This window comes from uncultured Gimesia sp., from assembly GCF_937919775.1.
In the GTDB taxonomy this organism is placed as follows: Bacteria; Planctomycetota; Planctomycetia; order Planctomycetales; family Planctomycetaceae; genus Gimesia.
Genome location: NZ_CALFPF010000564.1, coordinates 1 through 6,216, shown reverse-complemented (window position 1 = coordinate 6,216; position 6,216 = coordinate 1). Strand labels below are relative to the sequence as shown.

4 protein-coding genes are annotated in these 6,216 nt (G+C 47.5%); all 4 read right to left on the bottom strand.

Features of this window, described 5'->3' with window-relative positions:
• On the bottom strand, positions 1–147 hold a 147-nt coding region (locus tag Q0294_RS16235), incomplete at its 3' end, for a 6,7-dimethyl-8-ribityllumazine synthase (protein ID WP_299467544.1).
• Between the two features lie 163 nt (positions 148–310).
• Positions 311–1,747: a transcription termination factor Rho gene (gene rho, locus Q0294_RS16230; protein ID WP_366917983.1), complete on the bottom strand. Its 1,437-nt coding sequence runs from the start codon at positions 1,745–1,747 to the stop codon at positions 311–313.
• 214 nt (positions 1,748–1,961) lie between these two features.
• On the bottom strand, positions 1,962–2,606 hold the full coding sequence (coaE, locus tag Q0294_RS16225; RefSeq protein WP_299467540.1) for a dephospho-CoA kinase: 645 nt from the start codon (positions 2,604–2,606) through the stop codon (positions 1,962–1,964).
• 296 nt (positions 2,607–2,902) lie between these two features.
• Positions 2,903–5,605: a DNA polymerase I gene (gene polA / locus Q0294_RS16220; protein ID WP_299467538.1), complete on the bottom strand. Its 2,703-nt coding sequence runs from the start codon at positions 5,603–5,605 to the stop codon at positions 2,903–2,905.
• Positions 5,606–6,216: the final 611 nt, after the last annotated feature.

The window sequence follows — 6,216 nt, the reverse complement described above, 5'->3', positions numbered from 1 at the left end:
ATTTTTTTCCGATCCGCCATGACGACGGAACGTTTCCAGCGCCCCTTCCAGCAGTCTGCGGGTAATCAGCTCATTCCAGCGGGAAACAACGATGGCGATTTTCGCATCCCGAGCCAGTAAATCGCCTGCAATCAGTGTATGGTTCATCAACATGATAACTTAAAAATAGTCTACAGAAAACTGGAAAAACCAGATCAGTGGTTTGTCGATATTTATTTCAGGATTTGCGAATCACAAGGACTGCAATTCTGGCCGGGTTCGGTACGGCCTTCAGTAAATCGTTCTGCCAGAACCAGGCTCTGAGGGAGTGCTAGCCCAGATTCATGCTCAGTAAAAATTCTTCGTTGGTTTTTGTCCGACGCATCCGGTTTACCAGAAGTTCCATCGCATCCACAGGATTCATGTCGTTGAGCACGCGTCTGAGAATCCAGACTCTGCGTAGTTCTTCTTCATCCATCAATAACTCTTCGCGTCGTGTACCGGATTTATTGACATCAATGGCCGGCCAGATTCGTTTTTCGACCATTCTGCGATCCAGGTGCAATTCGGTGTTACCGGTTCCCTTGAATTCTTCAAAGATCACTTCGTCCATACGACTTCCCGTATCGACTAAAGCGGTGGCAACAATGGTCAGGCTGCCGCCTTCTTCCACGTTACGGGCGGCACCGAAAAATCGTTTGGGATGCTGTAATGCATTGGCGTCCACACCACCGGAAAGGATTTTGCCTGAATGGGGGACTTCCGTGTTCCAGGCGCGGGCCAGTCGGGTTATGGAATCCAGGAAAATGACGACATCCTCGCCATACTCGACCATGCGTTTGGCTTTTTCAATGACCATTTCCGAGACCTGAATATGCCGGCTTGGTGGTTCATCAAACGTACTACTGATGACTTCACAACGATCTCCACCCACCTGACGCTCCATATCTGTGACTTCTTCCGGTCGTTCGTCAATCAACAGGATAAAGACATAGGCGTTGGGGTGGCTGCCGAGCACGCATTTTGCCATTTCCTGCAACATCACGGTTTTACCAGCGCGGGGCGGAGAAACGATTAAGCCACGTTGCCCCATACCTACGGGAGCCACGAGATCGACAATTCTGGTACTCAAATTACCGGCAGGGGAAGAAAGTTTTAACCGTTCTTTCGGATGCAAAGGAGTTAAATCATCAAAAAAGACCTTTGTGGTCAGGATTTCAGGGTCACAGCCATTAATGGCTTCCACCCGGAGTAAGGCAAAGTACCGTTCGTTTTCTTTAGGAGGTCGAATTTGACCTGCAACGATGGCACCTGTGCGTAATCCAAAACGGCGAATTTGGCTGGGAGAGACATAAATATCATCGGGACAGGGGAGGTAGTGGTAATCGGGACTGCGTAAAAACCCGAATCCGTCCGGCAGAATTTCCAGTGTCCCTTCCCCAAACATCAAACCGTTGACTTTGGTGCGTTCTTTCAGAATCTTGAAGATCAGGTCCTGTTTTTTCAGGCCCGTGTATTCTGTCAGATTCTCTTCTTTGGCCAATTGCATGAGATCTTTCATGGTCAGCCGTTGCAGATCGGCGATATGAATCTCACTCTGCTTGATTTTTTCATAGCGTTCATCGGCTGCTCTGGTAATGGCAGATTCTCTCTGATTACGCGAAGCCGGTGGTTTATCTTGTTTTGACTTTGAGTCGAACTCTTCTACGTCTTTTGAAGCCACAAGTCCGTCATTTTCAGATGCCTGAAGTTTTATGGATTTGGCCATATCGATAACTTTCCGAATTACAAAAATATTGAGATGAAATGAAGTGGGGTTGATGAGTCAAAACGGATGTGTTGAACGCGAAGATCAATTAACCTCTGGAAAGGTTTTTTTTAAATATAGGGATAAGCATCATGAGATGTTCAGGAAATCATCAGGGATGAGTTTGAAATTAAAATACCATTTCAAGAATGTTGGTTAGACACTCGGAAATCGGTCATTTGTTGGTTTTTTGTGTATTATGTAAGGTTTCAATGAAGCTGGATAACTCTTTTGCGGCAGTTTCCAGATCATGGTCGTTGTGAATAATGCAGTTTGCCAGTTTTCTTTTTTCTGAGAGAGGCAACTGATGATTCTCCCGTTTTTGTAACTCTTCGGACGACCAGCCCCGGTTCTGAGTGACTCTTTTCAGACGTTGCTCAAAAGGACATTCAATAAATACGATCTGGTCGCACAAGTCTTTCCAGTCTGCCTCTAAAATCACCGCGGCATCAATCAGGATTGCATCAACCTCTTCTGTTGATTTGGCCGACAAAATCTCCTGCTCAAGCCTCTGGTGGATCTCAGGGTGGACCAGTTCTTCAAGTTTCTCTAACGATTCCTGATGTTGTTTCTCTTCTCCAAAAACAATTTTGGCAAGTTCTGAACGTACTATGCTTCCTCGTTCATCGAACACCGCAGTTCCAAACTGCTCTCGAATTTTCTGTTGAACTTCAGGAAAATCAAGCACTTCATGTCCGATTTGATCGGCATCAATTACTTTAACAGATCGCAAAGTTTTGACTTTATTGGCAACCGCACTTTTACCTGATCCGATACCTCCAATCAGGGCAATTATGGGAATGCATATATGACAAGACACAAGAAGATTATAACAACTTGCATTGGTGGAAAATGGTTTTCTTACACATTCCTTCGAATCAGAAACTTACCACACAGGAGGTTTATGATTGCTGAATCCCTTAGCAACTTTAGATGAGACACATGGGCGTGCACTAATATCGTTACCGATAGCATCCCGGTTGTCAACAAAAAAAAACAAACTTCCCTCTTTTCCCCTTAAAATTTATAGTTTTGGCTCCGATTCTCTCGTCTAAGGATCAGGAGAGTTTGATCTGACAGCAGGGGGGATTACTTTACTGATAAAATGGTCATAAGTCAGGAACCCGGTAGATCCAGACGGGTCTGATCCAACCAGTTCGCCCCGGACGAAAGGTCCACAATCAGCGGGACATCCAGTTGCATGGCAGACTCCATTTCCTGGCGCACGAGCTGGCCGAGCGACTGCAGTTCCTCCGCAGGGACTTCGAAGACCAGTTCATCGTGAATCTGCATCAGCATTCTGCCCGGATGGTGTTCCCGTTTGATTCGCGCACTCACATTGATCATGGCCTGTTTGATCAGGTCGGCGGCTGAGCCTTGAATCACCGTATTGATGGCCGTTCGCTCGGGCATGTTCAGTTGCTTCTGAAGACCCGCACGGACGCCCTGAATTTCCCGCTTCCTGCCGCAGATCGTACGTACGAAATGATTCTTCGCACAATCTTCCAGGATCTGATCCAGAAATTCTCTCACGCCCCGATAGCGGTCAAAATACTCTTCAATGAATCCAGCAGCCTCCGATTGCGGGATGCCGATGGATTCCGACAATCCGAAAGGGCTTTGCCCGTAAATAACACCGAAGTTGACAGCCTTGGCGGTCCGCCGCATGTCGCTGTTGACTTCTTCCAGAGAAACGCGAAAGGTCTCTGCCGCCACCGCAGTATGGATGTCAGCGCCTGCATGGAACGCCTGGCTCAACGCTTCATCCTGGCTCAAATGTGCCAGTACGCGTAATTCAATTTGTGAATAGTCGGCACAGAGTAACTGCCAGTTTTCATTCACCGGAATAAACGCTTTGCGGATCTGGCGTCCTTCTTCGGTCCGGACAGGAATATTCTGCAGATTCGGGTCGCTGGAACTTAAGCGGCCTGTCGCCGCCACCACCTGATTAAAACTGGCATGAATGCGTCCCGTTTCGGGATTCACCAGATCGGGTAACGCATCCAGGTAGGTGCTTTTCAGTTTTGAGAGATGCCGGTGCTCGGTAATTTTTGCCGGCAGTTCATGCAGGGAAGCCAGCTTTTCCAGTACGCTCTGGTCGGTACTCGGGCCGGTTTTGGTTTTCTTGAAGACCGGCAGCTTTAACTCTTCAAACAAAACGGTACGCAGTTGAAGCGGTGAAGCGATGTTGAATTCATGGCCGGCGATCTGATAAATCTCTTGAATCAAATCCGTCAGACGCAGAGAGAGTTGCTGGCTTTGCCTTTTTAATTCGTCTGTATCGACCCTGATTCCGGTGAATTCCATCTCTGCCAGAATGGGAATCAAAGGTCGCTCCAGATTCCAGTACAGGTCCCACAAGCCCTGTTGTTTGAGTTCTTCTTTGAGGATGCGGGATAACTGCCACGCGATTTCGGCGTCTTCAACCGCATATTCGGCGACTTTTACCACATCGACTTCAAACATCTTTTTCTGCTGTTTCCCGGAACCGATGAGATCAGAGATCGGAATCATCGTATGTTGCAGATAGCGTTCTGCCAGTTTATCCAGGCTGTGGCCACGTTCGCCTGCACTGAGCAGGTAACTGGCCACCATCGGATCAATGCTGACCCCCTGCAGGAACACGCCGACACGCATCAATACAACCATATCGTATTTGATGTTCTGATTCGTAATCAGAATGTCCGGGTCTTCCAGTAAAGGCTTGAGTTGATTTAAAACCAACTGCGGATCCAGAGCCTTCTGACCGGCAGGACCTTCAACGGGAATGTAATAGCCATGATTTTTCTCCCAACTGATGGCCCAGCCCACGATTTCTGCTTCCGCAGGTTTTAGCCCGGTTGTTTCCAGATCAACGCAAAATTCATCCTGCTTTTTCAACGAAGTTATGAATTTTTCAAAAGCCGGTGGAGTGTCGATCGTCTCCCAGATCCGTTCCTCTGCTTTGGGAGCGTCCTGCTTTGTAAAATTCTCCTGCATCTCGTCGGCAAAGCGGCGGAAGCCGAAGTCGGTGAACAGTTGGCGCAAACGTTCGCGATCGGGATGGGTTAAGCGTGAGGCTTCCCAGTCCACTTGCAGATCCAGATTGACATTCAGGGTGACCAGTTGACGTGACATCCGTGCCTGATCGGCAAATTCCTTGAGGTTTTGCTGCAGTTTGGCACCTTTGGCCTGGTCTGCATTGGCCAGCACTGATTCCAGAGATCCGAACTGCTCGATTAATATCTGGGCTTTTTTCGGGCCGATCAGAGGCACACCCGGAATATTATCCACACTGTCTCCCACCAGCGATTGAAAATCGATCACCTGGTCGGGGCGAACACCCCAATCCAGTTGCACTGCATCCGCATTCATAAACGTATTTTTGCGAATGTTATAGAGACGTACGGCGTCGTTGATCAGTTGCCGGGCATCTTTATCGTTGGTCACAATCACCGTTTCGATTCCCCGTTCTCTGGCGAGGCGGGCGATGGTGGCGAACACATCGTCGGCTTCCCAGCCCGGTACTTCGATAATCGGAACCTGAAATCCCTTTACTACTTCCATGATATTTGGAATCTGGGGCCTGAGATCCTCGGGCATCTCGGTGCGATTTGCCTTATATTCGGGGTAGATCTCATTTCTGGTTCCCGGCCCGCTCGAATCCATGGCAAAGATTAAATAATCAGGGGCATGGGTTTTAATGATGTTGAGGATATCGCGGGTGATTCCAAAAATGGCATTCGTCGGTTGGCCAGCGGGCCCTGTCATTGCCGGTACAGCATGAAAAACCTGAAATACCAGAGAAAACGTATCAATGATGTAAAGTGTTTCTTTCATAAAGATTTAGCTTTACCTGAAATTTTGAAAAGAGATAGCCGAAATTGGAAATAGGTGGAGGTTTACACCACAGTTTTTAGCAGGATCAGCGTATGAAAATATTGGAATCCTGTGCACTCAGGTTTTATTATTGGAGAGATGGGGCTGGACTGCCATCAACAGGCAAGCCGAACTCAAAACTCGATGAAATCTTTTGTCAGTTCTTCCGGTTGGTTTCCGGTTACTGATAGTTTGTGTACTTTTCTGTGGAGATCAACCCTGCCGGAGAGAGAGAAACCAGTTGTCAGGCAAATAGATAGAATGAGAAAGCTTCTTGACACTGCTTTTTCTGCATTTAAAATAGAATGAAGCAGGAAACTGATTCTTCAGAGTATTCAGAGTCACTTCTTCTGTTTTTTCCTGTCGTTCATCAGGGGTGATGACTGAGCTTCACTGCGATGGTTTTACACATCAGACGAACTAACGTCACGGTGCGGAATTGCACCTGATTGTCACTTAGAATCTTTAAGGTTTAACAACATGGCTGCCAGTAAACCAACTGCTGTTCATTTTTCACTGATCTTTTTTGTGATGCTGACCCTGATTTGCGGGGTGATGGCCTATTTGAATTT

Excerpts from the sequence above, each read along its gene's own strand:
- rho (WP_366917983.1), bottom strand. The coding sequence starts at position 1,747 with ATGGCCAAATCCATAAAACTTCAGGCATCTGAAAATGACGGACTTGTG.
- polA (WP_299467538.1), bottom strand. The coding sequence starts at position 5,605 with ATGAAAGAAACACTTTACATCATTGATACGTTTTCTCTGGTATTTCAG.